Raw genomic sequence first — 26,660 nt, 5'->3', positions numbered from 1 at the left:
CTAGGCGCGCTCGCCGAAATACTGCCGGCACCAAGCCACGACCTGCGGCAAACCACGCTCGACCGGGGTCGCCGGATCGAACCCGAAGGCGGCCTGCGCACGCTGCGTATCGGCCATGGTGCGGAGCATGTCGCCCGGCTGCATCGGCCGGTAGACTTTCTCGGCTGGGCGGCCGGCGGCCTGCGCAATCACCTCGATGAAGGTCTCCAGCTCCACCGGCGTGTGGTTGCCCAGGTTGAACACCCGGTGCGGCACCGGCGCAGTACTGGGCGTGTCCAGCGCGCCCAGCACACCGGCCACGATGTCGTCGACGAAGGTAAAATCGCGCTGCATCTTGCCGTGGTTGAACACCTCGATCGGCCGCCCCGCCAGCACCGCACGGCTGAAAATCAGCGGCGCCATATCCGGCCGGCCCCACGGCCCGTACACCGTGAAAAAGCGCAGCCCGGTCGCGCGCAGGCCATACAGCTGCGCATAGGTGTAGCCCATCAGTTCGTTGGCGGCCTTGGTTGCCGCGTACAACGAACGCGGCTGGTCCACGCGCTGGTCTTCGGAGAACGGCGGGGTGGCCGAATCGCCGTAGACCGAACTGCTTGAGGCATACACCAGGTGCTGCACGCCGCGGTGCCGGCACAGCTCGAGCATGTTGACGAAGCCAACCAGGTTGCTGTCCACGTAAGCGTGCGGGTTTTCCAGCGAATACCGCACGCCCGCCTGCGCCGCCAGATGCACCACGCGGGTCGGCTGGATCTCATCGAACAGTGCGGCCAGACCCTCGCGATCGGTCAGATCCAGCGTGCGGATATCGATGCCGGGGCACAGCGCCGCCACCCGGTCGCGCTTGAGCTGCGGGTCGTAGTAGCTGTTGTAGTTGTCCAGCCCCACCACCGTCTCACCGCGTGCAGCCAGCGCGCGGCAGGTATAGGCACCGATGAAACCGGCAGCGCCGGTGACGAGAATGGTCATGGCTGTGATCCTGGGAAATACGGAAATAAAAGGCTGGCGCTCCGGATGCGCACGCGCGGCGCATTGCAGGCGCCGCCGCGAGTGGGTTCGGCATCTTCCTGCTGCCAACGCGCCTGCCGTGCGCAGTGCGCCAGGCGCGATTGGCGGTGCTCGCAGCGCATGCGGCGCTCAACATCAAGGCTGCAGCGCACCATGCGTGGCCGCTCACCGCAGGGCGAGCGGCGCTTCGCTGGCAAGCTTGGCCTTGCGTTCGGCGCTGAACTTCCACCACGGCTGCGCCGCCTCGCCGTCCATGAAGCGCACGATCGACAGGAACACATCGATCACGCAGGGGTCGTGCAGCACGCCGGTGCGCAGGCATAGCTGTGCATGCATGTCGTAGGCATCGCGACCGCGCAGCTGCGCAGGCACGCGGATGCCGATCAGGCGCAGGTCCTTTTCGCAGGCCGGCCCGACGTTGGGCAGGTCGGTCAGCTGCAGCAGGTGCTGGCGGTCCACCTTGGCGGGATTCATGGCCGGCGAGGATCCTGTTGAATGGGCAAGCGACTAGCTGCGCTGCACGCGCAGGCGTTCGAGCACGCCGTCCAGCGTGTCCAGATCGGTGTAATGGATCACCAGCTTGCCCTTGCCGCCGCGGCCGTGATTGAACACCACCTTGGTGCCCAGCGACTCGGACAGTTCGGTTTCCAGCGAGGCGATATCGGCCTGTGGGGCCACCGGCGCCGGCTTGCCCTTGCGCAGCGAGCCGGGCACCTTGCCGGCGGCGAACTGCTGCGCGCGGTGTTCGACTTCGCGCACCGACCAGCCCTGGTCGGCCGCTTCCTGCGCCAGCTTGCTGGCCAGCTCCGGCGCCAGGGTGAGCAGCGCGCGCGCGTGGCCCATTTCCAGTCGGCGGGTTTCCAGCAACACGCGGATGGCCACCGGCAATTCCAGCAACCGCAGCAGATTGGACACCGACGCACGCGAACGTCCCACCGCGCCGGCGGCCTCGGCATGGGTCAGCGAAAATTCGTCGATCAGCCGCTGCAGCGCCTGCGCTTCTTCCAGCGGGTTGAGGTCTTCGCGCTGGATGTTTTCGATCAGCGCCATCGCGATGACGGTGCGGTCGTCCAGCTCGCGCACCACCACCGGCACCTCGGTCAGCCCAGCCAGCTGCGAAGCGCGCCAGCGGCGTTCGCCGGCCACGATCTCGAACTGCCCCGGCGCCAGCTCGCGCGCCACGATGGGCTGGATCACGCCCTGCGCCTTGATCGACTCCGCCAACTCGGCCAGCTTGACCTCGTCCATCTCCCGGCGCGGCTGGTACTTGCCCGGCTGCAGCTGGGTCACCGGCAACTGGCGCAAGCTATCGCCAGGCTGCAACGCCTGTTCGTCGGCACCGGCCGGTGCTGCGGCGGCGGCCGCACCCTTGGGCCCCAACAGCGCTTCCAGGCCACGGCCCAGGCCACGCTTCTTTGCGGGCATCGGCTTGTTCATCAGACGGTCTCCACCGGCCGGACGGCCTTGTTGCGGTCGTTCTGGCGACGCACGATCTCGCCGGCAAGCCCCAGGTAGGCCACCCCGCCGCGCGAGGTGCGGTCGTAACCGACGATGCTCTGGCCATGGCTGGGCGCCTCGGCCAGGCGCACGTTGCGCGGCACGATGGTGCGGAACACCTTGTCGCCGAAATGCTCGGTCAATTCGGCCGATACCGCATTGGCCAGGTTGTTGCGGATGTCGAACATGGTGCGCAGCACGCCTTCGATTTCCAGCGCCGGGTTGAGGTTGGCGCGCAGCGCTTCGATGGTTTCCAGCAGCGCGGTCAACCCTTCCAGCGCGTAGTACTCGCACTGCATCGGCACGATGATGGAATCGGCCGCGGTCAACGCGTTGAGCGTGAGCAGCGACAACGCCGGGGGGCAGTCGATCAGGATGAAGTCGTACTCGTCGCGGATCGGCGCCAAGGCGCGCTTGAGCCGCTGTTCGCGCTCACCCTGGTCCATCAGCTGGATCTCGGCGGCGGTCAGGTCGATGTTGCCCGGCAGCAGGTCGAAGCCTTCCGGCGCGGTGACCCGGATCTGCGCGGCGGTGTTTTCGCCCAGCAGCAGGTCGCAGGTGGAGGCGGCCACATCGCGCTTGTCGATGCCGCTGCCCATGGTGGCGTTGCCCTGCGAGTCCAGATCCACCAGCAACACGCGCTTGGGCGCGCGCGCCAGGCCGGCTGCCAGATTGACGGCGGTCGTGGTCTTGCCGACGCCGCCTTTCTGGTTGGCAATGGCGATGATCCGGGCCATGCGGAAGAGCCTCGTGGGCGAAGAGTAAGACCGGCCATTATGCGGGCAGGGCGTCGGATCGGGAAATGCCGCCCGCGGCGGTGCGCCGCACGGGCGGGATGCCGCAAGCACCGGTCAGCCGGCGGGCGGGGCGCTGGCGGGTGGCTCCTTCATGGCCCGGTAGCGCTGCAGGATGTCGGTGATCTCGCCATCCAGCGCCACCCGCTGCTGCTCGAAGCTGATCTGCAGACGCAACTGTGCCATCAGATCGCGATGGCGCTGCTGGATGTCGCCGGCCAGCTTGTCGGCCACTGCCTGGCCGGCCAGCTCGCGGTCGCCGGCGCTGCGCAGCAGGCTAGCCAACCCTTCGCGCAGGCTGGTCACGTTGAAGCGCGCGGTATGGATGTTGTTGTCCACGATGGCGATGCGCTCCTTGAACACCCGGCGCAGGTCGTCCTCGCTCTGATACGACATCAGCATCGCCTGGTCGGTGCGCTGGCGCATCTGCTCGGCGGCCAGATCGGCCTGGCGCTGCTGCTCGCTGGCCGCAGCGGCAGCGCGCTCGTCGCTGCTCATGGCGCGCTGCACCTCGGCGCTGCGCATCCCGCTTTTGACGTTGAATTCGTCGCGCGCCTGGTTCACCGCCTCCGGCGGCAGCGTATCGCTGCACACGCGGGCGCCGTTCTGGTTCCAGCAATACAACTTCTTGGCGGCCGGCTTGTCCTGCGCACCGGCCGGCGCCGCCATGACCCATGTCGCAGCGACAGCCGCCGCAACGGCGAACAGCGCCGAACGTGTATGTATTGGCATCATCGCAGCCCCCTGTCGCCTGCCGTCAGCCTATGGTGTCGGTCCCGTAGCGGCCACGATAGGCCAGCAGCGGTTCCTGGAAGCCCACAAGGTCGGCGTTTCCTGCCGCAAAAGCAAGCAGGTCGCCCAGGTTGGCCACTGCGATCACCGGGATGCCGGCCTCGGCTGCCACCGCCTGAGCGGCGGAACGGCGGTCCTGATCGGACGCGATTTCCTGCCGGTCCAGCGCCACCACGATCCCCGACGGCACTCCACCAGCGGCGCGGATGATGGCCAGCGCCTCGCGGATCGCGGTGCCGGCGGTGATCACGTCATCGACGATCAACACCTTACGGCCGGCCAGTGGCGCCCCGATCAGGGTGCCGCCTTCGCCGTGGTCCTTGGCTTCCTTGCGGTTGAACGCCAGCGGCAGGTCGCGCCCGCGCCCTGCGTAGGCGCAAGCCAGCGCGGTCGCCAACGGGATGCCCTTGTAGGCCGGCCCGAACAACAGGTCGAAGTCCAGCCCGGCCGCATCGATCGCATCGGCATAGCACTGCGCCAACTGCGCGGTCTTGGCCCCCGAATCGAAGCGCCCGGCATTGAAGAAGTACGGGCTGAGCCGCCCGGACTTGAGCGTGAACTCGCCAAAGCGCAGGGCATCGGCGTCCAGGGCCAGTTGCAGGAAACGGGTGCGGTGGTCGGTCATGGTGACGAGATTGGGGAGTAGGGATTCGGGATTGGAAAGCATAGCCGGTCGCGCCTTACGGCATCCGCCGATGCGGTACGCTTTCGCGAATCCCCAATTTCCACTCCCGAATCCCGGCTCTTCATCTATGCGCATCATCAGTTTCAACGCCAACGGCCTGCGCTCGGCCGCCAGCAAGGGTTTCTTCGCGTGGTTCGCTGCCCAGGACGCCGACGTGCTGTGCGTGCAGGAGACCAAGGCCCAGGAGCACCAACTGGCCGGGCCGGATTTCCTGCCCACCGGCTACAAGGCCTGGTTTCGCGACGCCAGCACCAAGAAGGGCTACAGCGGGGTGGCGATCTACAGCCGGCGCGAGCCCGACGAAGTGCGCACCGCCCTGGGTTGGCCCGAGTTCGACGAAGAAGGCCGGTACATCGAGGCGCGCTTCGGCAACCTCAGCGTGGTCTCTTTTTATATCCCGTCCGGCTCTTCGGGCGAGTTGCGCCAGGGCTACAAGTTCCAGGTGATGGAATGGCTGCGGCCGATCCTGGACGAGTGGCTGGCCAGCGGCCGCCAGTACGTGCTGTGCGGCGACTGGAACATCGTGCGTACTGCGCTGGACATCAAGAACTGGAAGTCCAACCAGAAGAATTCCGGCTGCCTGCCGCCCGAGCGCGACTGGCTCAACGGCCTGTGCGCCGATGCGGCAGACGACGCCAACCCCGCCGAAGGCCGCGGCTGGGTCGACAGCTACCGCGTCCTGCACCCGCAAGGCCAGGACTACACCTGGTGGAGCAACCGCGGCGCCGCGCGCGCCAACAACGTCGGTTGGCGCATCGACTACCAACTGGTCACCCCCGGCCTGCGCGACACCTTGCGGGCCTGCTCGATCTACCGCGAAGAGCGCTTCTCCGACCACGCGCCGTACATCGTGGATTACGCACAGTGAGGCAGGCCAAGTCGGGGGGTTGCGCCATAGCGCGCCCGCATGTTGCCGAACGGAGCCAAGACTTTGCCGCCAACAGGGCCATCTGGCGGCACCTTGGCTACCGCAGCACGCGTGGTGGCGCTCATTGGCCATTACGCAGCCCGCCGATGCTTTTCGGATCGTTATTCTTCGACACGGATGTGCGTCGTTGCAGGACTGCACAGACCGCGCAAATCCAGACGCGCGAGGCGATGACAGTCGTCCGCGGCGGGCCGCATGCAGCGATGCCGTGGGCATCGCCAGCCACCACGATCACGGGCGTTCACGCTCGCTGGTGTGAGGCATGACCACGCCCGCACCCACCTACAAAGGCTGGCGCGGCATCCAGCGCGCCTTCGCCACGCCATCGGCGGCGACTATGGCGCTGCTCGGCTTCGGCAGCGGCTTGCCGTTCCTGCTGATCGCCTCGCAGACCTTGTCGACCCGTTTGCGCGATGTGGGGCTGGACCTGGGCAGCATCGGCTTGATCAGCCTGGCCAGCTTCTTTTACCTGCTCAAGTTCCTATGGGCGCCGCTGATCGACCGCTATGCGTTTCCGCTCACCGCGTTTCTGGGGCGCCGTCGTTCCTGGCTGCTGGTGGCGCAGATCGGCGTCACCATCGGCCTGTTCGCGCTGGCATTTTCGCGCCCGGATCTGAGCGTCACCGGCCTGGTCGCTTGGGTGTTGTTCGCCTCGTTCTGGGGCGCTACCCAGGACTCGGTGGTCGATGCCTATCGCATCGAAATCGCGCCGGATGCCGCGCAGGCCGCGTTGGCGGCGACCTACACGCTGGGCTACCGCATCGGCCTGATCCTGGGCGGTGCCGGTGCGTTGTACATGGCCCAATACCTCGGCTGGACCTGGGCGTACGTGGGCATGGCCGCACTGATGCTGGTGCCGATCGTCACCACCTTGGTGTGCCGCGAGCCCGGCCGCCCCGAAGCCACGGTGGTGCGCCGCGTGGACGTCGCCGGTGCGTTCTGGCAACCGATTTCCAGCTTCTTTTCCAGCAATGGGCTGGCGCTGGGCATCGTGCTGCTGCTGTTCGTGGGCCTGTACAAGTTTCCCGACCAGGTGATCGGCGTCATGGCGGGCCCGTTCTATCTGGATTCGGGCTTCACCAAGGCCGATATCGCCACCGTTTCCAAGCTGTTCGGCGTGTGGATGGGGATTGTCGGCGCCTTCGCGGGCGGCGCGGCAATTGCCGCGTTCGGGTTCCGGCGCATGCTGCTGGTGGCCGCGCTGGGGGTGGCCTTGTCCAACCTGGCGTTCCTGCTGATGGCGCACAACCCCGGCAAGCTGTGGGCGTTCTATGCCGCGCTCAGTGCCGATAACCTCTTCCAGGGGTTCGCCGCCACCGTGCTGGTGGCTTTCATGTCCTCGCTGACCGACCGCAACTTCACCGCAACCCAGTATGCGTTGCTGGTCTCGCTGGCCAACCTGCCGGGCAAGTTTGCCGGTGGCGTGTCCGGGTTCGTCGTCCAGGCGACCTCCTACAGCACCTTCTTCATCCTCAGCGCCCTGACCGTCATTCCCACCTTGATGTTGCTGGCCTGGCTGTGGCCGCGGCTATTGGCGCACGACAGGCGGCCGGATTGAAACGTCCGCCAAGGTTGCCGATGATGCGCGCGGGGCAGCGCATTGCACGAGGCAGGGCATGACCGATCTGGTATTGCGTGACATCGACCCGGTGCTGGTGGACCGCATTCGCCGCATTTCCGTCGCACGGAGCTGGACCCAGCACCAGACTGTCATGCATCTGCTCGAACAAGGCCTGTTCGCCAGCGAATACGAAGTCACCGGCGGCCTGCAGCACCCGGAGGTCGATGCCCTGGCCGAGGCGATTGCCGCGCTCAAGGCGCTGCCGGCGGGAAACAATCCCTAGCGCTGCCGCAGCTCCATCCCGGCCGGCACAGCCCGCCCCGCTCACGCCGGATAGATCGCTCCCAACAGCCGAGGGCCGGCCGCCCCGGTCACCGAGGGCAGATTGGCTGCGCGTCCGGCCAGCAGCTCGGCCGCCAGCCAGGCAAAGCCCATCGCTTCCAGGTAATCCGGGTCCAGCCCGTACTGCGCGCTGGATTCCACCACCATGCCCGGCAGCCGCGCCACCAGTCGCGCCAACAGCACCGGATTGCGTACGCCGCCGCCGCAGACCAGCACCCGGCGCGTGGTTGGCTGTAGCCGCAGCAAGGCATCGGCCACGCTGGCAGCGGTGAGTTCGAGCAAGGTCGCCTGCACATCGGCAGCGTCCAGCCGCGCGCTGCCCATCGCCTGCACGGCCCAGTCCAGATGGAATTGCTCGCGGCCGGTGCTCTTGGGCGGCGGTAACGCAAACCACGGGTCGGCCAGCAGCGCCTGCAGCAAAGCTGCATCCACGCGCCCGCTGGCGGCAAACGCACCCTCGGCATCGAACGGCGTGCCGTGATGGCGTTGGCACCAACTGTCCAGCAATGCATTGGCCGGGCCGGTATCGAATCCCAGCACCGCGCCATCGCGCGCAATCAAGGTCAGGTTGCCGATCCCGCCCAGATTGAGCACCGCGCGGTCTTCATCGCCTGCGCCCAGCATGGCCAGGTGGAAGGCGGGCATCAGTGGCGCGCCCTGGCCTCTGGCGGCCACATCGCGGCGGCGGAAATCGGCCACCGTGGTGATGCCGGTGTGCTCGGCAATTCGGCTGGCATCGCCGATCTGCCAGGTGAACGTCGGGTTGGCGTTGGGCCGGTGGCGGATGGTCTGCCCATGCGAGCCGATCGCACGAATCTGCCGACGCTCCACGCCACTGTCGCCGATCAACTGATTGGCTGCCGCCGCGAATGCCAGCCCCACTTGGGCGTCCAGCTGGCCCAGCGCATCGATGGCCACCGTCTCGGCGCCCTGGCCTATCGCCACCAAGGTCTGCCGCAACTGCGGCTCCCACGCCACCGTCGCCCCGGCCACCAATTCGCAGCGGCGGTGGGTGGCGTCGGCAAAGCGCACCAGCGCGGCATCGATGCCGTCGGCGCTGGTGCCCGACATCAGGCCCAGATACAAGGGAGAGTCAACGTGTTCCAAGACAGACATGCCGAAGCCAGAAAGACACGGCCGGCCAGCTTGTGCAGCCGGGCCGGGTCCGTCAACCGGTATGACGTGGGTAGCAGCCGTGCAGCTGGCGCGTCATCGCCGGGCCGGCATGGGCTGCAATCGCTGCCACGGCCATCGCCTGTGCCTCGAGACGCCCTGCCCACCTCGGGCATCGTCAGATCGGCAGTCGCGCCAGAAGCTGTCGGTCGACAGCAGAGCCAGCTGCCGGATTGGGAAGTCGCAGCATTCACCACCCGCAGTTCGCTGCAGCAAGTAGCTGCACGGCAACGACCACGCGACACGGCTGGAGGGAGCGCCCAGCCCTTGCTGCGCCACTTCGCTACGCAGCCGCAACGCAGCTGACGCAATGACTAGCCGCAGGCGCTCAACTGCGCGACTTGCCCTTGGCCGGCTTGCCGGCGTCGGCGTAGATCAGCTTCTCCATGCCCTCGATGCGGGCCATGGCCGGCGCCGTCTGCGCGCGAAACGCCGCCAGTTCGGCGCCCTGCAGCGGCTCGGGCGGCGGCATCGTCACCGACATCGGATTGCGCTGCTGCCCGCCCACGCGGAATTCGTAATGCAGATGCGGGCCGGTGGCCAGGCCGGTCATGCCGACATAGCCGATCACCGTGCCCTGGTTGATGCGCTGCCCGGCCTTGATCTTGCCAAAGCGCGACATGTGCCCGTACAGCGTGCTGTAGTTCTTGCCGTGGTCCAGGATCACCACGTTGCCGTAACCGCGCTGGGTTCCGACAAACACCACCCGCGCATCGCCGGCTGCCATGATCGGCGTGCCCGAAGCGGCCGCATAGTCCACACCCTTGTGCATGCGCATGGTGCCCAGCACCGGATGCTTGCGTGCACCGAAGGTGGAGCTGATCCGGCTATAGGCCACCGGCATGCGGATAAAGCTCTTCTTGAGCGGGCGGCCAGTGGTGTCGAAGTACTCGGCCGGTTTGCCGGCACGCTCGAAGCGGAACCCCGTATAGGTCTTGCCGCCAGTGGTGAACGTCGCCGCCAGGATGTCGCCGGTGCTGATCCGCTCGCCTTCGCGCCAGGTTTCATCCATGACCACGCTGAACCGGTCGCCGGGCTGCAGATCCTTGTCGAAGTCGATGTCGTACTTGAAGATCTCGTCGGTCATGATCGCCACCGCCGCCGGCGACAATCCGGATTTACCGGCCGAGGCATACAACGAACTGCTGATCTCCCCGCTGGCTACGACGGTGCGCGTGGTGGTCGCCCGCTCGGTCACGTTCTCGCGCACGGCGTCGCCCAGCAGGCGCAGTTCCACCCGATGACTGTCGTCGCGATCGAAGCGCAGTGCGCGCAGTTGGCCAGGCGTCGGCATGTCGAAGGCGATCTCGGTACCCGGTCGCAGCTTGGTCAGCGCCTCCTTGGTCCCAGGGTGCGCCAGCACCTGGTACATCACCGCAGTCGGGATTCCCAGCTCGCCGAACAAGGTGCTCAGGGTCTGGCCCGGCTTGACCTGCAGAATTTCCCAATCGGTGCTCGGCGCCAGCTGCTTGCGGCTGGGAATCAGCGGCGGCAACGGCAACGCCAGCGTGGAATGGCTGGAAAGCGGCGTGTCGATGGCGTTGGAAAAACCCGGCACGATGGTGGCAACCAGCGCACCGATGGTGGCGAACAGGCTGGCGTGGATCCAGTGACGACGTGTCCAGCGGTCATTGAACGCGGCCGGCAGATGCGCCTTGAGCTTGCGATGCAGTGCAGTGTCGTGAAGGACGTGGAGGCGTTCGTGAAAGCGCCGCTTGCGTGCACGGCCCTGCTCTGAGTTCTGCATCGTTCAAATTCCTCGCTGGCTCGAAGTGCGAGCCCAATCGCCGGTACCATAGACAGCCTGTAACAGCGCGTCAAACCATTGAGCCTGTTCATTATTTTCACTTGGCGCGGAATTAACTCGCGTTTAACATCATTCACGTTTTTGACGGCAAGCGCCGCTGGAGTCTGTGGTTGGCCACTATCGAAGAATCCCTCGCACTCATCGGCCGTGGTGCCGAAGAGATCCTCAAGCTCGATCAGCTGCAGGCGCGGCTCGCCACCGGTAAGCCGCTGCGGGTGAAGGCCGGCTTCGATCCCACCGCGCCGGATCTGCATCTGGGCCATACCGTGCTGCTCAACAAGATGCGGCAGTTTCAACAGCTCGGCCATCAGGTGATCTTCCTGATTGGCGACTTCACCGGGATGATCGGCGACCCGAGCGGCAAGAACGCCACCCGCAAGCCGCTCAGCCGCGAGGATGTGCTGGCCAACGCGCGCACCTACGAAGAGCAGGTCTTCAAGATCCTGGACCGCGAACGCACCGAAGTGCGCTTCAACTCCGAATGGTTCGGCCAGATGAGCGCAGCCGACATGATCAAGCTCTCTGCCCAGCACACGGTCGCGCGCATGCTCGAACGCGACGATTTCGCCAAACGCTTCGGCGGCCAGCAGCCGATCGCCATCCACGAATTTCTCTATCCACTGGTGCAGGGCTACGACTCGGTCGCGCTGAAGGCCGACGTGGAGCTCGGCGGCACCGATCAGAAGTTCAACCTGTTGATGGGGCGTGGCCTGCAGGAGCACTACGGTCAGGCCCCGCAGATCGTGCTGACCATGCCGCTGCTGGAAGGCCTGGATGGCGTGGCCAAGATGTCCAAGTCACTGGGCAATTACATCGGCATCAACGAACCGGCCATCGACATCGTCACCAAGACGATGAAGATCGGCGACGAGCTGACCTGGCGCTGGATCGACCTGCTGTCCTTCGATATCGGCCTGGCCGAAGCGGCGCGCCTGAAAGAGCAGGTCGCTGCCGGCGAACTGCATCCGCGCGAGGTCAAATTGCGCCTGGCACGCGAGCTGGCTACCCGGTTCCACGATGCCGCAACCGCGGAGCAGGCCATTGCCGGCTGGCATGCGGTGGTGACAGGGCAGGGCGACACCAGTCTGCTGCCGCTGCAAGAAGTGCTAGTTCCCGATGAAGGCCTGCGCCTTGCCGGCCTCCTGACTGCCGCCGGCCTGACGCCCAGCAACTCCGAGGCCACCCGCAAGCTCAAGGAGCGTGCGGTCAAGATCGATGGCGAAGTGGTGGAGGATCCCAGCCGCGTCTTCACGCGCGGCTTCGAAGGGGTCATCCAGGTAGGCAAACGCAATTTTGCCCGCATATTGCTCGTCACCGCGTAAAAAGCACACCGAGGTTGTTGCGAAGCGGCAATCTCTGTGGCCTCGCACGTCTTAACGCAGTAGATGGAAGTAACAGTCCCAGGTACTGGAAGGCTCCTGCCAACGTAACTAATGCGTAGCGCTCACTTTTGGCAATGGCGTGAAAAATTTTTCACAAAACGCTTCCCAAATCGGTTGGGTGGGCATATAGTTCGCCTCCCCGCCGCAACGGCCTCCGCAAACGCGGAACCAGAGCGAAAGGGTTCGAAAATTCCTTGAAATTAAGGTGTTGACGAAACGAAAAAGCCGGCTATGATGGGCGGCTCGCTACACGGAAAGATGCTTCGGCAGATTGAAGTGCAGCGGCGGCAACTTCCTCTTCACGAGGGGTTGACGAGGATGAAAAGCCTGCTAATATGGCCGGCTCGCTTCGCAGAAAGCCTTTGGGTCGAAGCGAAGCAGCGTCAGCCACCTCGAAATGAGGTGTTGACGGCAAGAAAAAGTCCGCTATAATGGGCGGCTCGCTTCGACGGAAACGACGAAGCTGACGGGAACGGCGCTGAGGCCACTCCCCAAGTTCTTTGACAGTGTGCGCAGGTAATTTGTGCGGACGCCTGCAGGAAGGATGATTGTCCATCTTGCAGACGTTTAATCAAGCAACATATTAATTGCTTTGCAAGCGATAAGTTGCCAGTGGTTGGACTTCTGCAGCTAAAGTATTTGCCTTCGGGCATGTAATTTTAAGTGAAGAGTTTGATCCTGGCTCAGAGTGAACGCTGGCGGCAGGCCTAACACATGCAAGTCGAACGGCAGCACAGTAAGAGCTTGCTCTTATGGGTGGCGAGTGGCGGACGGGTGAGGAATACATCGGAATCTACTCTTTCGTGGGGGATAACGTAGGGAAACTTACGCTAATACCGCATACGACCTACGGGTGAAAGCGGAGGACCTTCGGGCTTCGCGCGGTTGAATGAGCCGATGTCGGATTAGCTAGTTGGCGGGGTAAAGGCCCACCAAGGCGACGATCCGTAGCTGGTCTGAGAGGATGATCAGCCACACTGGAACTGAGACACGGTCCAGACTCCTACGGGAGGCAGCAGTGGGGAATATTGGACAATGGGCGCAAGCCTGATCCAGCCATGCCGCGTGGGTGAAGAAGGCCTTCGGGTTGTAAAGCCCTTTTGTTGGGAAAGAAAAGCAGTCGGTTAATACCCGATTGTTCTGACGGTACCCAAAGAATAAGCACCGGCTAACTTCGTGCCAGCAGCCGCGGTAATACGAAGGGTGCAAGCGTTACTCGGAATTACTGGGCGTAAAGCGTGCGTAGGTGGTGGTTTAAGTCTGTTGTGAAAGCCCTGGGCTCAACCTGGGAATTGCAGTGGATACTGGGTCACTAGAGTGTGGTAGAGGGTAGCGGAATTCCCGGTGTAGCAGTGAAATGCGTAGAGATCGGGAGGAACATCCGTGGCGAAGGCGGCTACCTGGACCAACACTGACACTGAGGCACGAAAGCGTGGGGAGCAAACAGGATTAGATACCCTGGTAGTCCACGCCCTAAACGATGCGAACTGGATGTTGGGTGCAATTTGGCACGCAGTATCGAAGCTAACGCGTTAAGTTCGCCGCCTGGGGAGTACGGTCGCAAGACTGAAACTCAAAGGAATTGACGGGGGCCCGCACAAGCGGTGGAGTATGTGGTTTAATTCGATGCAACGCGAAGAACCTTACCTGGTCTTGACATCCACGGAACTTTCCAGAGATGGATTGGTGCCTTCGGGAACCGTGAGACAGGTGCTGCATGGCTGTCGTCAGCTCGTGTCGTGAGATGTTGGGTTAAGTCCCGCAACGAGCGCAACCCTTGTCCTTAGTTGCCAGCACGTAATGGTGGGAACTCTAAGGAGACCGCCGGTGACAAACCGGAGGAAGGTGGGGATGACGTCAAGTCATCATGGCCCTTACGACCAGGGCTACACACGTACTACAATGGTAGGGACAGAGGGCTGCAAACCCGCGAGGGCAAGCCAATCCCAGAAACCCTATCTCAGTCCGGATTGGAGTCTGCAACTCGACTCCATGAAGTCGGAATCGCTAGTAATCGCAGATCAGCATTGCTGCGGTGAATACGTTCCCGGGCCTTGTACACACCGCCCGTCACACCATGGGAGTTTGTTGCACCAGAAGCAGGTAGCTTAACCTTCGGGAGGGCGCTTGCCACGGTGTGGCCGATGACTGGGGTGAAGTCGTAACAAGGTAGCCGTATCGGAAGGTGCGGCTGGATCACCTCCTTTTGAGCATGACGTCATCGTCCTGTCGGGCGTCCTCACAAATTACCTGCATTCAGAGATGCGTATCGGCACAGGCCGGTATGCGAAAGTCCCATCATGGGGCCTTAGCTCAGCTGGGAGAGCACCTGCTTTGCAAGCAGGGGGTCGTCGGTTCGATCCCGACAGGCTCCACCATTTGAGTGAAACGACTTTGGGTCTGTAGCTCAGGTGGTTAGAGCGCACCCCTGATAAGGGTGAGGTCGGTGGTTCGAGTCCTCCCAGACCCACCACTCTGAATGTAGTGCACACTTAAGAATTTATATGGCTCAGCGTTGAGGCTGAGACATGTTCTTTTATAACTTGTGACGTAGCGAGCGTTTGAGATATCTATCTAAACGTGTCGTTGAGGCTAAGGCGGGGACTTCGAGTCCCTAAATAATTGAGTCGTATGTTCGCGTTGGTGGCTTTGTACCCCACACAACACGGCGTATGGCCCCGAGGCAACTTGGGGTTATATGGTCAAGCGAATAAGCGCACACGGTGGATGCCTAGGCGGTCAGAGGCGATGAAGGACGTGGTAGCCTGCGAAAAGTGTCGGGGAGCTGGCAACAAGCTTTGATCCGGCAATGTCCGAATGGGGAAACCCACTGCTTCGGCAGTATCCTGCAGTGAATTCATAGCTGCTGGAAGCGAACCCGGTGAACTGAAATATCTAAGTAACCGGAGGAAAAGAAATCAACCGAGATTCCCTGAGTAGTGACGAGCGAACGGGGAGCAGCCCTTAAGCTGGAATGGCTTTAGAAAAACAATCTGGAAAGATTGGCCATAGAAGGTGATAGCCCTGTATTTAAAAGGGCCACTCCAGTGAAGACGAGTAGGGCGGGGCACGTGAAACCCTGTCTGAATAGGGGGGGACCATCCTCCAAGGCTAAATACTCCTGACCGACCGATAGTGAACCAGTACCGTGAGGGAAAGGCGAAAAGAACCCCGGAGAGGGGAGTGAAATAGATCCTGAAACCGTGTGCGTACAAGCAGTAGGAGCTCGCAAGAGTGACTGCGTACCTTTTGTATAATGGGTCAGCGACTTACTGTTCGTGGCAAGCTTAACCGTATAGGGGAGGCGAAGGGAAACCGAGTCTGATAAGGGCGCATAGTCGCGGGCAGTAGACCCGAAACCGGGTGATCTAGTCATGGCCAGGGTGAAGGTGCCGTAACAGGTACTGGAGGCCCGAACCCACGTCTGTTGCAAAAGACGGGGATGAGCTGTGATTAGGAGTGAAAAGCTAATCGAACCCGGAGATAGCTGGTTCTCCTCGAAAGCTATTTAGGTAGCGCCTCATATGTATCCTCTCGGGGGTAGAGCACTGTTATGGCTAGGGGGTCATCGCGACTTACCAAACCATTGCAAACTCCGAATACCGAGACGGACTGTATGGGAGACACACGGCGGGTGCTAACGTCCGTCGTGAAAAGGGAAACAACCCAGACCCACAGCTAAGGTCCCAAATTCACTGCTAAGTGGAAAACGATGTGGAAAGGCATAGACAGCCAGGAGGTTGGCTTAGAAGCAGCCACCCTTTAAAGAAAGCGTAATAGCTCACTGGTCGAGTCGGTCTGCGCGGAAGATTTAACGGGGCTAAGCAGTGAACCGAAGCTTGGGGTGCATAAAACTTGTTTTATGCGCGGTAGAGGAGCGTTCCGTAAGCCTGCGAAGGTGGATTGAGAAGTCTGCTGGAGGTATCGGAAGTGCGAATGCTGACATGAGTAACGATAATGCGGGTGAAAAGCCCGCACGCCGAAAGCCCAAGGTTTCCTTGCGCAACGTTAATCGACGCAGGGTTAGTCGGTCCCTAAGGCGAGGGCGAAAGCCGTAGTCGATGGGAAGCAGGTTAATATTCCTGCACCTCGCGTGAGTGCGATGGAGGGACGGAGAAGGTTAGGTGTACCGGGCGTTGGTTGTCCCGGGGAAAGGCGGTAGGTTTGGATCTTTGGCAAATCCGGGATCCTTTAAGACCGAGCACCGAGACGAGCCTTTTTGGCGAAGTCACTGATACCACGCTTCCAGGAAAAGCTCCTAAGCTTCAGCTCACGAAGACCGTACCGTAAACCGACACAGGTGGGTAGGATGAGAATTCTCAGGCGCTTGAGAGAACTCGGGTGAAGGAACTAGGCAACATGGCACCGTAACTTCGGGAGAAGGTGCACCCTTTTTGGTGGCTCGTGCGAGCTATAGCTGAAGAGGGTCGCAGAAACCAGGCCGCTGCGACTGTTTATCAAAAACACAGCACTCTGCAAACACGAAAGTGGACGTATAGGGTGTGACGCCTGCCCGGTGCTGGAAGGTTAATTGATGGGGTCAGCCGCAAGGCGAAGCTCTTGATCGAAGCCCCAGTAAACGGCGGCCGTAACTATAACGGTCCTAAGGTAGCGAAATTCCTTGTCGGGTAAGTTCCGACCTGCACGAATGGCGTAACGACAGCGGCGCTGTCTCCACCCGAGACTCAGTGAAATTGAAATCGCTGTGAAGATGCAGCGTTCCCGTGGCAAGACGGAAAGACCCCGTGAACCTTTACTATAGCTTTACACTGAACGTTGAGTTCGTCTGTGTAGGATAGGTGGGAGGCTATGAAACTGTGGCGCTAGCTGCAGTGGAGCCATCCTTGAAATACCACCCTGTCGTGCTTGACGTTCTAACCTAGGTCCGTTATCCGGATCAGGGACCGTGTATGGTGGGTAGTTTGACTGGGGCGGTCTCCTCCTAAAGAGTAACGGAGGAGCACGAAGGTACGCTCAGCGCGGTCGGACATCGCGCACTGTGTGCAAAGGCATAAGCGTGCTTGACTGCAAGATCGACGGATCAAGCAGGTACGAAAGTAGGTCTTAGTGATCCGGTGGTTCTGTATGGAAGGGCCATCGCTCAACGGATAAAAGGTACTCCGGGGATAACAGGCTGATACCGCCCAAGAGTTCATATCGACGGCGGTGTTTGGCACCTCGATGTCGGCTCATCACATCCTGGGGCTGTAGTCGGTCCCAAGGGTATGGCTGTTCGCCATTTAAAGTGGTACGCGAGCTGGGTTCAGAACGTCGTGAGACAGTTCGGTCCCTATCTGCCATGGGCGTTGGAAGTTTGAGAGGGGCTGCTCCTAGTACGAGAGGACCGGAGTGGACGAACCTCTGGTGTTCCGGTTGTCACGCCAGTGGCATTGCCGGGTAGCTATGTTCGGAAGCGATAACCGCTGAAAGCATCTAAGCGGGAAGCGCGCCTCAAGATGAGACTTCCCGGGGCACAAGCCCCCTAAAGGAACCATGTAGACTACGTGGTTGATAGGTCAGGTGTGTAAGTACAGCAATGTATTGAGCTAACTGATACTAATGATCCGTGCGGCTTGACCATATAACCTCAAGTTGCCTTGGTCCCAACGAACGTTGGTAGATCATCAAATGCAAGCTACGTCACAAGTTAACTATGCGAGGCTGAGCGCCGTAGGTGCTTCCATACGCAAACGCTTGCACACCCGTGCTCACGTTTGAGGAAGCAGCAACTGGCGACGCTCCAACCGTCTCCCTGGTGAAATTAGCGCTGTGGAACCACCCGATCCCATCCCGAACTCGGAAGTGAAACGCAGCTGCGCCGATGGTAGTGTGGCTCAAGCCATGCAAGAGTAGGTCATCGCCAGGGGCTTTACCCCGAAACCCTCAGTCCGCAAGGACTGAGGGTTTCTTTTTTTGCGCCCAAATTGATACAAGACCCAGTCGGGGATGGCCTCAGGGCGCCTGAAAGCCGGCGGCGACCCAGGTGCTGCAGCAGCACAGCACATGAGATAACCGCCGCAAATCGCCTGGCGGTGGGGAGTTAGTCACCCCACAGCACCGCGCTCATCCAGCCGCCTCGCCCGCTTACCCTGCGCCGCTTGCCAGTCGGCGCCGACATCGCCTTCGTGGTAGCGGTCCAGGGCCAAGGCGCCCGTATGGCCGCGGCTGCGAATGCCCCGCAACACAAAGCACGCGCTCCCCGTAACCTGCGGGCCACCGGCACTGAGGGTTTATCCTTGGCCGCCAAACCGCCTGGCCAGTGCCAGGCGCGCCAGGCGGCAGTCGCTGGAGCCGATCACCGCACGATCAACGGCTGGTCGAGCAGGCTCATGCAGGCATGCATGAGCAGTCCCAGGTACTGGCCCACCAAAGGCGTGGCTCAGCATTACATTGCTACGCCATGGACCGCTTCCACGCCATGCAATCGAAGGAGCGATTACGGCAAGCCGTAATCGCCAAGGGCCGCGGCTGCGAGAGACCCGCAGCGTCATAGCGAAACAAGTCGTGCACCCTTCTAGCGTTAGTCCACCTGCCTGGCCAGGGCCAGTGCCAATGCCAGTGCCAGTGCCAGTGCCAGTGCCAGTGCCAGACGCTGGGGCGGCAGTCGCTGGAGTCGATAACAGCACGATCAATGGCTGGCCGAGCAGGCGCATGCAGGCATGCATGAGCAGTCCCAGGAAACTGGCCCACCAAGGCAAGGCTCAGCATTACCTTGCTACGCCATTGACCGCTTCCATGCCATGCAATCGAAGGAGTAATTACGGCAAGCCGTAATCGCCAAGGGCCGCCGCTGTGAGAAATCCGCAGCGTCATAGCGAAACAAGTCGTGCACCATCTAGTTTTAGTCCACCTGCTTGGCCAGGGCCAGACACCGGGGCGGCAGTCGCTGGAGTCGATAACAGACAGCGCCCCTGATAGCCTCGCTCGGCCGACGTCCTTGCCCGCCCGCCCTTGATACGAAGGATGGCCTACAGCAGACCGGTCACGGCATCTGCAATGTTTCCCACATCTTGGTGAGACCAAATCGAAGGCACCAGTGGCATCACGGTGTGCGGTGAAGGTATCCGATAAGTCTTGGATCGAATCCAGCGATGTGCATCGAGGGAACACCCATGGAGCGACCGACTCGAACAGCTGGGGAAGTGCACCGCGAATTCGCCCCGGTTTCGCCAAGTGGGGGCCGATGCTTTATGTCGTTGGGATATTCACCACCACAGACAGCTTGAAACACTGCGCCCAACGAACAAAAAACCCCGCCTAAGCGGGGTTTTTTGTCGTGCTGACAGTACATCTGGCTGCAATCGGTGGAGACTGACCGATTAGCGCTGAGGCCATGATCTGCTGGCTGGTATCAGTCGCCCAATGTCAGCAGCGAGGCGTTACCGCCTGCTGCGGTGGTGTTGACGGTGACGACCTTCTCGGTAGCAAAACGCAGCAAGTAATGCGGGCCGCCCGCCTTGGGACCGGTGCCGGACAGGCCCTGGCCGCCGAACGGTTGTACGCCGACCACGGCGCCGATCTGGTTGCGATTGACGTAGACGTTGCCTACCGCCACGCGCGAGGTGATGCGGTCGATCGTCTCATCGATACGCGAGTGGACACCCAACGTGAGGCCGTAACCGGTCGCATTGATCTGCTCGATGACGGCATCGAGCTGGTCGGCCTTCCAGCGAATTACATGCAGCACCGGCCCAAAAATTTCGCGTTGCAGCTGCGACAGCGATGTCAGCTCATAGGCACGTGGAGCGAAGAAGCTGCCATGCGCGGTGCTGGCGTCCAGGGCGGTGCTCCCGATCAGACGCGCTTCGCGATCCATGCGTGCAGCGTGATCGTCGAGAATCTTGAGTGCATCAGCATCGATCACGGGGCCAACGTCGGTCGAGAGCAGGCCCGGATCACCGATCTTCAACTCGCCCATTGCACCGGCCAGCATCGTCATGACCTTGTCGGCGATGTCGTCCTGGACGAACAGGACGCGCGCCGCGGAGCAGCGCTGCCCGGCCGAGATGAAGGCACTGGAAATGGCGTCCTTGACCACCGCTTCGGGCAACGAGGACGAGTCGGCGATGAAGGCGTTCTGGCCGCCGGTTTCGGCGATCAAGACGCCGATGGCGGCATCGCGTGCGGCCAAGGTGCGGTTGATGATGCGTGCGGTTTCGGTAGAACCGGTGAACGCGACGCCGGCAACGCGCGGGTCGTTAGTCAGCGCAGCACCAACGGTAGCGCCGTCACCTGGCAGGAACTGCACCGCCGCTTCCGGCACGCCGGCTTCGTGCAGCAGTTTGACCGCTGCAAAGCCAATCAGGTTGGTTTGCTCGGCCGGTTTGGCGATGACCGTATTGCCGGCCGCCAGCGCTGCGGCGACCTGGCCGAGGAAGATCGCCAACGGGAAGTTCCATGGACTGATGCAGACAAAGACGCCACGCCCGTGCAGCTGCAGCTCGTTGGATTCGCCGGTTGGCCCGGGCAGGCGCTCGGGTGCACCGAACTGCGCACGCGCCTGGCCTGCGTAATAGCGCAGGAAATCGACGGCCTCGCGGACTTCGGCCACGGCGTCGGGCAGCGTCTTGCCGGCTTCCTTGACGCAGATCGACATGAAGTCGGGCATGCGCGTTTCGAGCAGATCGGCCGCATGTTCCAGGATGGTGGCGCGGCTGGCCGCAGGTGTGCGGTTCCAGGCCGGTTGCGCGGCCGCAGCGCTGGCCAGCGACTTCTGGACGGTATCCGGATCGGCCGGGTGCCACTGTCCAACCGTCTCGCGGCGATCTGCCGGATTCAACACCGCTTGGCCAGGCGTGCTGATTACCGCACCGGGCACCAGGGGCGTGGCCTTCCACGGTTTGATCGCAGCGTTGAGTTGCTCGGCGAGCAGGCGCAGATCGTTGTCGTTGGCGAGATTGGCGCCCATGGAGTTTTTCCTGTTCTGGTTCTGGCTACGCAGCACATCGGCTGGCAGTGGAATCTTGGGATGCGGGATGGAAGTAAATGACGTTACCGCTTCGACCGGGTCGCGGATGAGGTCTTCGATGGCGACATCCTCGTCGGTGATGCGATTGACGAAGCTGGAATTGGCGCCGTTTTCGAGCAGGCGACGCACCAGATACGGCAGCAGATCTTCGTGCGAGCCAACCGGTGCATAGACGCGGCATGGCAGATCGAGACGATCGGCAGGAATCACTTCGGCATACAGGTCATCGCCCATGCCGTGCAGTTTCTGGTGCTCGTAGGTTTTGCCTGCCGCAATCGCGCGGACTGCGGCAATGGTCTGCGCGTTGTGCGTGGCGAACATGGGGTAGAGCGCGTCGCTGTGCGCGAACATGCGACGCGCGCATGCCAGGTACGACACGTCGGTGTTTTGCTTACGCGTAAACACCGGGTAGCCGGGATGTCCTTCGATCTGGGCGCGCTTGATCTCTGCGTCCCAGTACGCGCCTTTGACCAGGCGCACCGGAATGCGTCGCCCGACACGGCGCGCCAGATCGGCAAGAAAATCGATCGTGTACGGCGTGCGTTTTTGATACGCCTGCACGGCCAGGCCATAGCCCTCCCAGCCATCCAATGACGGGTCGGAGAAGGTGGCCTCGATGATGTCCAGCGACAGTTCCAGCCGATCGGCTTCCTCGGCGTCGACGGTGTAGCCGATGCCGTAGGACTTGGCCAACTGCGCAAGTTCCAGCACGCCCGGCACCAGCTCTGCCATCACGCGGGCACGCTTGGCGTGCTCGTAACGCGGATACAGCGCCGACAGCTTGATCGAGATGCTGGGCGCGGCGAATACATCGGTACCGACGAAACTGCCGCTGCGGCCGATCGCATGAATCGCATCGCGATACGCCTGCAGATAGCGCTGCGCATCCTTCATGGTGAGCGCGCCTTCGCCAAGCATGTCGAACGAATAGCGGTAGTTGGCGTTGTCGCCCTTGCGCGAACGCGACAGCGCTTCGCCGATGGTGCGGCCCATGACGAACTGATGGCCCATGATCTTCATGGCCTGGCGCACGGCCAGGCGGATCACCGGCTCGCCGACGCGGCCGATCAGGCGTTTGAAGGCGCCCGGCACATCGGCGCGGGTGAGGTCGTTGAGCTGCACCAACTGGCCGGTCAGCATCAGGCCCCAGGTGGAGGCGTTGACCAGCACCGAATCGCTGCCGCCCATATGCTTTTTCCAATCCGCATCGCCGAGCTTGTCGCGGATCAGCTTGTCGGCGGTGTCCTGGTCGGGAATGCGCAGCAGTGCCTCGGCCACGCACATCAGCAGCACGCCTTCTTCGCTACCCAGGTCGTATTGGCGCATGAAGGCCTCGATGGCGCCCTGATTCTGCGCACGTGCCCGCACACGGGTCACCAGGTCGGCCGCGATCGCCTGCACCTTGGCTTGCTCGGCGGCAGGCAGGCGTGCCTGCTCGAGCAATTCACGCACGTGCTCGGTTTCGTCCTTGAGCCAGGCGGCGGTCATGGCAGCACGCAATGCGCCAGGTGCGGCGGGCAGTTCGGGCGCCAACAGCGGGGGCGCGACTGAGGTAGAGGCAAGCGGGTCGAGCTGTGCGTTCATGCGAAAGGTGCCTTGGATTCTCTGCGCATTCTAGTGAGCCAGACGGCGTGCGCACTTGTGTGGAAGCGGCGGCTTTCCCGCCGTTTTGTGCATGCCGCCACCGCAGGTGCGCGACACGGCGTGCCGGCACCGCCATTGTCGAGCAACGCAGAAGTGATTGATTTGCCCGCACTTTTAGCTGCACTGCAGCAAATTTTTGATCGTTGGAAATGCTTGCCGCATGTGTTGGCGCGGGTCTACCATCGGACTATTCCCGCAGTGCGCTGCGTGCTGTTTATGATCGAAGTGCTGCCGTTGATGTCCGAAGGGGTTGGGACGCAGCTGCGGTTGCGGCCTCCGCGGGCACTGTCGGCCAGGCAATTCGTGCAGCTGTTCGCAGTGTTGGCGGGAACGATGTGGTTATTTGCAGGCCTGGGGTGGTGGACCGGCAATGCGTTCGCGCCGGTGTTTGCCCTGGTGCACAGTGGTGTGGTGGCGCTGGCGCTGCGGCAGTTGTGGCGAAGTGGCGAGCGCGAGGAAGCGATCCGGGTGGGGGAGGCCGTTGTCGAGGTGTTTCCGTCCGGGCATGCGCCACCAGCGTTTCAGGCACATCCGCACTGGGTGCGGCTTTGCATCGAACGCGATGACAGGGTGTTGCTGGTCAGCAGCGGCAAGCAGATCGAGATCGGAAGTTTTCTCGGGCCGGCCGAACGTGTGGAACTGGCAACAACGCTCAAACGCTTGCTCGCGGCCGCCAATGGCCGTCACCGATGACGTAAGGGTCTAGGCAATGACGCAACGCAGCAGCTGGAAGTCGATCAACACCTGCAAACACGTGGGCCTGGCGATGGCGGCGCTGCTGAGCGCGCCGGTGGCCTGGGCGCAATCGGCCGATCCAAAGGAATGGCAGCTCAATATGGGGCGCGGGGTGACCCAGACCGCGCGCATGGCCTACGAGGCGCATATGGTGGCGCTGTGGGTGTGCGTGGTGATTGGCGCGCTGGTGTTCTCGGCGATGGGCTATGCGATGTTCAAGTTCCGCAAGTCCAAGGGGGCGGTGGCTGCGCAATTCAGTCACAACACCACCGCTGAAGTGTTGTGGACGGTGATTCCGGTCCTGGTGCTGATCGCGATGGCGTGGCCAGCAACGGCAAAACTGATTGCGATGTACGACACCCGCGAATCGGAAATGACGGTCAAGGTGACCGGTTATCAGTGGATGTGGAAGTACGAATATCTGGGCCAGGGCGTGGAATTCACCAGTCGCCTGGCACGCGAATCCGATCGTATCCGCCAAAGCGGCGAGCGCCCCACCGCAGCCTCGCAGCCGCATTACCTGCTGGATGTCGACAACCGCCTGGTGCTGCCGGTCAATACCAAGATCCGCTTCGTGATTACTGCCGACGATGTGATCCACGCGTGGTGGGTGCCGGCGCTGGGATGGAAGCAAGATGCGATTCCCGGCATCGTCAACGAAGCCTGGACCAATATCGAGCAGCCGGGCGTGTATCGCGGGCAGTGCGCAGAGTTGTGCGGCAAGGATCATGGCTTCATGCCGATCGTGGTGGAGGCATTGCCCAAGGCTGACTTCCAGCGCTGGCTGGCGTCGCGTCGCAGTGCGTCAGGCGCAGCGCCGGAAGCGGCGCCAGCCGCCGCACCGACGCCGGCCGGTGCACCGGCCGCCCCGGCAGGTGACACCGCGCCGGCTGCGGCACCGGCACCGGCCGCAACACCGACCGCCGCTCTTTAATCGCCCGCAACCGCTCGCTTCGCAGAGGTCGTTCCGTCATGGCGCATACCGCAGTCGATCACCACGGACACCACCAGCCCGGTTTCGTCGAGCGCTGGTTCTTTTCGACCAATCACAAGGATATCGGCACGCTGTACCTGCTGTTTTCCTTCGTGATGTTCATCATCGGCGCGGCGATGAGCGTGGTGATTCGCGCCGAATTGATGCAGCCCGGCTTGCAGTTCGTCAAACCGGAGTTCTTCAACCAGATGACCACCGTGCATGCACTGGTGATGATCTTCGGCGGCGTGATGCCGGCTTTCGTCGGTTTGGCCAACTGGATGATTCCGTTGCAGATCGGTGCGCCGGACATGGCGTTGCCGCGCATGAACAACTGGTCGTTCTGGTTGCTGCCGGTCGCCTTTACCCTGCTGCTGCTAACGCTGTTTCTGCCGGGGGGCGCGCCGGCCGGCGGCTGGACGCTGTACCCACCGCTGTCGCTGCAGGGCGGCTACAACGTCGCCTTCAGCGTGTTTGCGATCCATGTGGCCGGCGTCAGTTCGATCATGGGCGCGATCAACATCATCGCCACTGTGCTCAACATGCGCGCGCCGGGCATCGATCTGCTGAAGATGCCGATCTTCTGCTGGGCCTGGCTGATCACCGCGTTCCTGCTGATCGCGGTGATGCCGGTGCTGGCCGGTGCAGTGACCATGTTGCTGACCGACAAGTTCTTCGGCACCAGTTTCTTCAACGCGGCCGGCGGCGGCGATCCGGTGATGTACCAGCACATCTTCTGGTTCTTCGGGCATCCGGAGGTCTACATCATGATCCTGCCGGCGTTCGGCGTGGTCAGCGAGATCATCCCGACCTTCAGCCGCAAGCCGTTGTTCGGCTACCAGGCGATGGTGTACGCCATCGCAGCGATCGCGTTCCTGAGCTTTATCGTGTGGGCGCATCACATGTTCACCGTAGGCATGCCGCTCGGTGGCGAAATCTATTTCATGTTCGCCACCATGCTGATCTCCATCCCGACCGGGGTGAAGGTGTTCAACTGGGTCAGCACGATGTGGAAAGGCTCGCTGACCTTCGAGTCGCCGATGCTGTGGGCCGTGGCCTTCGTGATCCTGTTCAGCATCGGAGGCTTTTCCGGGCTGATGCTGGCGATCGTGCCGGCGGACTTCCAGTATCACGACACCTACTTCGTGGTGGCGCATTTCCACTACGTGCTGGTGACCGGTGCAGTGTTCGCGTTGATCGCGGCGGTGTACTACTGGTGGCCCAAGTGGACCGGGCGGATGTACAACGAGACCTGGGCCAAGGTGCACTTCTGGTGGACGATGGTGTTCGTCAACCTGCTGTTCTTCCCGCAGCACTTCCTTGGCTTGGCCGGCATGCCGCGGCGCATTCCCGACTACAACGTGGTGTTCGCCGACTGGAACCTGGTCAGTTCGATCGGTGCGTTCGGCATGTTCGTCACGCCGTTCCTGATGGCCGCGATCCTGCTGTCCTCGCTGCGCAGTGGCGCACGTGCACAGGCGCGCTCTTGGGAAGGCGCCAAGGGCCTGGAGTGGACGGTGCCGTCACCCGCCCCGGCGCATACCTTCACCGTGCCGCCGGTGATCAAGCCTGGAGATCTTGCGCATGAAGACATCGGCCACTGAGTCCGCCTCGGAGCCGGCGGTGACGCGTCTGCTATCTGCTGCGGAACGGCAGGCGCAACAACGCCGCGCCGTGCGTCGCACCGCGATCACGGTCGGCATCATTGCGTTGCTGATCTATGCAGGCTTCATCGCCTCGGGAGTCATCGGGCGGTGAGTGCACGCGCGCCCGCACGCGCGCCGACGGCCGGCTTGTTCAAGCTGCTGGGCGTGGTGCTGGGCGTGTTCGTGCTGACGTTCTCCCTGGTGCCGCTCTACCGCATCGCCTGCGAGAAAGTGTTTGGCATCCGCATGGAACGTGCACCCGGCAGCACGCGCGCGAACGCGGGCGCGCCACCTGTCGCCGGCAAGCGCACGGTGCGCGTGGAGTTCGATGGCGGGGTCAACTCCAAACTGCCGTGGACCTTCCATCCCGAACAGATGACGATGGATGTGGTGCCGGGCGAGCTCAACGAGGCGCTGTATTTCGCGCGCAACGATGGTGCACGTGCGGTGGTGGGCAGTGCGGTGCCCTCGGTTGCACCTGCGCGTGCGTCGGGCTACTTCAACAAGACCGAGTGCTTCTGCTTTACCGCGCAGACCTTGCAGGCCGGCGAAACGCGTGACATGCCGTTGCGTTTCATCGTCGACCCGGCACTGCCGCCGGAAGTCACTACGATCACCCTGTCCTACACGTTCTATCGCAACGACGCGCTGACCTCCGAACTGCAGGGCGGAGGCGCAGCTGGCGCGCCACGCGCTGCGCCGTAACCTTCCATCCACCCGCACCACGA

The 26,660-nt window shown here is 62.5% G+C and carries 18 protein-coding genes, 2 tRNA genes and 3 rRNA genes; 14 read left to right on the top strand and 9 right to left on the bottom strand.

Features of this window, described 5'->3' with window-relative positions; all coding sequences use genetic code 11:
• The 6 genes from ACCQ03_RS19500 to pyrE all read right to left on the bottom strand — a co-directional run bounded on the left by ACCQ03_RS19500 (position 1) and on the right by pyrE (position 4,713).
• The gene (locus tag ACCQ03_RS19500) at positions 1-966 is read right to left on the bottom strand and encodes an SDR family NAD(P)-dependent oxidoreductase (protein ID WP_057678697.1); all 966 of its coding nucleotides are present in this window, start codon (positions 964-966) and stop codon (positions 1-3) included.
• Positions 967-1,170: 204 nt separating this feature from the next.
• Complete coding sequence (locus ACCQ03_RS19495; protein ID WP_008571192.1) at positions 1,171-1,479, bottom strand: helix-hairpin-helix domain-containing protein; 309 nt, start codon at positions 1,477-1,479, stop codon at positions 1,171-1,173.
• 33 nt (positions 1,480-1,512) lie between these two features.
• Positions 1,513-2,442 carry a ParB/RepB/Spo0J family partition protein gene (locus ACCQ03_RS19490; RefSeq protein ID WP_017156762.1) on the bottom strand — a complete coding sequence of 310 codons (930 nt, stop codon included), beginning with the start codon at positions 2,440-2,442 and terminating at the stop codon, positions 1,513-1,515.
• Positions 2,442-3,239, bottom strand: a complete 798-nt coding sequence (locus ACCQ03_RS19485; RefSeq protein WP_005914407.1) for a ParA family protein — start codon at positions 3,237-3,239, stop codon at positions 2,442-2,444. Before ACCQ03_RS19485 ends, ACCQ03_RS19490 begins: the two co-directional genes overlap by 1 nt.
• Before the next feature lie 114 nt (positions 3,240-3,353).
• Positions 3,354-4,004, bottom strand: a complete 651-nt coding sequence (locus ACCQ03_RS19480; protein ID WP_017158746.1) for a hypothetical protein — start codon at positions 4,002-4,004, stop codon at positions 3,354-3,356.
• 49 nt (positions 4,005-4,053) lie between these two features.
• Positions 4,054-4,713, bottom strand: coding sequence for an orotate phosphoribosyltransferase (pyrE, locus tag ACCQ03_RS19475; RefSeq protein WP_057677597.1), 660 nt, complete (start codon positions 4,711-4,713; stop codon positions 4,054-4,056).
• Positions 4,714-4,840: 127 nt separating this feature from the next.
• On the opposite strand from pyrE, the gene ACCQ03_RS19470 reads away from it, so the two are divergent.
• From ACCQ03_RS19470 to ACCQ03_RS19460, 3 genes are all read left to right on the top strand, one after another.
• Positions 4,841-5,641, top strand: a complete 801-nt coding sequence (locus tag ACCQ03_RS19470) for an exodeoxyribonuclease III (protein WP_057677598.1) — start codon at positions 4,841-4,843, stop codon at positions 5,639-5,641.
• 322 nt (positions 5,642-5,963) lie between these two features.
• Positions 5,964-7,259, top strand: coding sequence for an AmpG family muropeptide MFS transporter (locus tag ACCQ03_RS19465; RefSeq protein WP_057677599.1), 1,296 nt, complete (start codon positions 5,964-5,966; stop codon positions 7,257-7,259).
• A gap of 58 nt (positions 7,260-7,317) precedes the next feature.
• Entirely contained in the window at positions 7,318-7,545 is a 228-nt protein-coding gene (locus ACCQ03_RS19460) for a hypothetical protein (RefSeq protein WP_209226150.1), read from the top strand.
• 41 nt (positions 7,546-7,586) lie between these two features.
• On the opposite strand, the gene ACCQ03_RS19455 is transcribed toward ACCQ03_RS19460, so the two are convergent.
• Together ACCQ03_RS19455 and ACCQ03_RS19450 are read right to left on the bottom strand one after the other, a co-directional pair.
• Entirely contained in the window at positions 7,587-8,720 is a 1,134-nt protein-coding gene (locus ACCQ03_RS19455) for an anhydro-N-acetylmuramic acid kinase (protein ID WP_057677600.1), read from the bottom strand.
• Positions 8,721-9,105: 385 nt separating this feature from the next.
• Entirely contained in the window at positions 9,106-10,524 is a 1,419-nt protein-coding gene (locus ACCQ03_RS19450) for a M23 family metallopeptidase (RefSeq protein ID WP_209226153.1), read from the bottom strand.
• Positions 10,525-10,694: 170 nt separating this feature from the next.
• Between ACCQ03_RS19450 and tyrS the strand changes: the two genes are divergently transcribed.
• The 6 genes from tyrS (at position 10,695) to rrf (ending at position 17,832) form a co-directional block, all read left to right on the top strand.
• Positions 10,695-11,906 carry a tyrosine--tRNA ligase gene (tyrS, locus tag ACCQ03_RS19445; RefSeq protein ID WP_057677601.1) on the top strand — a complete coding sequence of 404 codons (1,212 nt, stop codon included), beginning with the start codon at positions 10,695-10,697 and terminating at the stop codon, positions 11,904-11,906.
• Positions 11,907-12,626: 720 nt separating this feature from the next.
• A 16S ribosomal RNA gene (locus ACCQ03_RS19440) occupies positions 12,627-14,173 on the top strand.
• 95 nt (positions 14,174-14,268) lie between these two features.
• Positions 14,269-14,344 (top strand) — tRNA-Ala (locus tag ACCQ03_RS19435).
• Positions 14,345-14,362: 18 nt separating this feature from the next.
• A tRNA-Ile gene (locus ACCQ03_RS19430) sits at positions 14,363-14,439 on the top strand.
• A 227-nt stretch (positions 14,440-14,666) separates the two neighbouring features.
• Positions 14,667-17,547, top strand: a 23S ribosomal RNA gene (locus ACCQ03_RS19425).
• 170 nt (positions 17,548-17,717) lie between these two features.
• Positions 17,718-17,832: ribosomal RNA gene (gene rrf, locus ACCQ03_RS19420) — 5S ribosomal RNA — on the top strand.
• Together the 16S, 23S and 5S rRNA genes with 2 tRNA genes alongside form the textbook arrangement of a ribosomal RNA operon.
• A 1,485-nt stretch (positions 17,833-19,317) precedes the next feature.
• Here rrf and putA read toward each other — a convergent pair.
• Positions 19,318-22,518 carry a bifunctional proline dehydrogenase/L-glutamate gamma-semialdehyde dehydrogenase PutA gene (gene putA / locus ACCQ03_RS19415; RefSeq protein ID WP_209227271.1) on the bottom strand — a complete coding sequence of 1,067 codons (3,201 nt, stop codon included), beginning with the start codon at positions 22,516-22,518 and terminating at the stop codon, positions 19,318-19,320.
• 276 nt (positions 22,519-22,794) lie between these two features.
• Here putA and ACCQ03_RS19410 point away from each other — a divergent pair, with 276 nt between their 5' ends.
• The 5 genes from ACCQ03_RS19410 to ACCQ03_RS19390 are packed head-to-tail and all read left to right on the top strand — an operon-like array spanning position 22,795 to position 26,637.
• Positions 22,795-23,271 (top strand): DUF2244 domain-containing protein, encoded by a 477-nt coding sequence (locus tag ACCQ03_RS19410; protein WP_017157717.1) that lies wholly within the window; start codon positions 22,795-22,797, stop codon positions 23,269-23,271.
• A gap of 16 nt (positions 23,272-23,287) precedes the next feature.
• Positions 23,288-24,247, top strand: coding sequence for a cytochrome c oxidase subunit II (gene coxB, locus ACCQ03_RS19405; protein WP_209227272.1), 960 nt, complete (start codon positions 23,288-23,290; stop codon positions 24,245-24,247).
• A gap of 38 nt (positions 24,248-24,285) precedes the next feature.
• Positions 24,286-25,890 carry a cytochrome c oxidase subunit I gene (gene ctaD / locus ACCQ03_RS19400; protein ID WP_005911527.1) on the top strand — a complete coding sequence of 535 codons (1,605 nt, stop codon included), beginning with the start codon at positions 24,286-24,288 and terminating at the stop codon, positions 25,888-25,890.
• Positions 25,871-26,044 (top strand): hypothetical protein, encoded by a 174-nt coding sequence (locus ACCQ03_RS19395; protein ID WP_003484652.1) that lies wholly within the window; start codon positions 25,871-25,873, stop codon positions 26,042-26,044. The genes ctaD and ACCQ03_RS19395 overlap by 20 nt, the downstream gene beginning before the upstream one ends.
• Complete coding sequence (locus ACCQ03_RS19390) at positions 26,041-26,637, top strand: cytochrome c oxidase assembly protein (protein WP_057679190.1); 597 nt, start codon at positions 26,041-26,043, stop codon at positions 26,635-26,637. The genes ACCQ03_RS19395 and ACCQ03_RS19390 overlap by 4 nt, the downstream gene beginning before the upstream one ends.
• Positions 26,638-26,660 lie beyond the last annotated feature (23 nt).

It is taken from the genome of Xanthomonas sp. NCPPB 3569 (assembly GCF_041475645.2).
GTDB lineage: Bacteria > Pseudomonadota > Gammaproteobacteria > Xanthomonadales > Xanthomonadaceae > Xanthomonas > Xanthomonas phaseoli.
This window is presented reverse-complemented; position numbering and strand designations above follow the sequence as displayed.